Origin of the sequence: uncultured Dokdonia sp. (assembly GCF_947492535.1) — a bacterium.
Taxonomy (GTDB): domain Bacteria; phylum Bacteroidota; class Bacteroidia; order Flavobacteriales; family Flavobacteriaceae; genus Dokdonia.
In genome coordinates this window covers 1-217 of the sequence record NZ_CANLNH010000066.1, presented here as the reverse complement: position 1 = coordinate 217, position 217 = coordinate 1, and the positions used below count along the sequence as shown (strand labels likewise).

1 protein-coding gene is annotated in these 217 nt (G+C 36.9%); it reads left to right on the top strand.

Going from position 1 to position 217, the window contains the following annotated elements:
* Positions 1 to 217 (top strand): hypothetical protein (locus tag Q1A60_RS21575; RefSeq protein WP_300008537.1); only part of this gene is annotated, 217 nt, incomplete at both ends.

Sequence of the window (217 nt, the reverse complement as noted above, 5' to 3'; positions counted from 1 at the left end):
TGGAACGGATACTTTTGATTATACAGTAGAGGTAACAAATCCAGACGGATCTACAGCTACAGAGACAGCTACAGTAATTGTTGAAGTTGCTTGTGTTGATGATGTAATGGATGATACGGTTAGTACAGATGAGGATACTCCAGTGGATATTGATGTATTAGATAATGATACGTTTGATCCTAACAGTGATGTAGAAGTAATAGATGTAACTGATCCA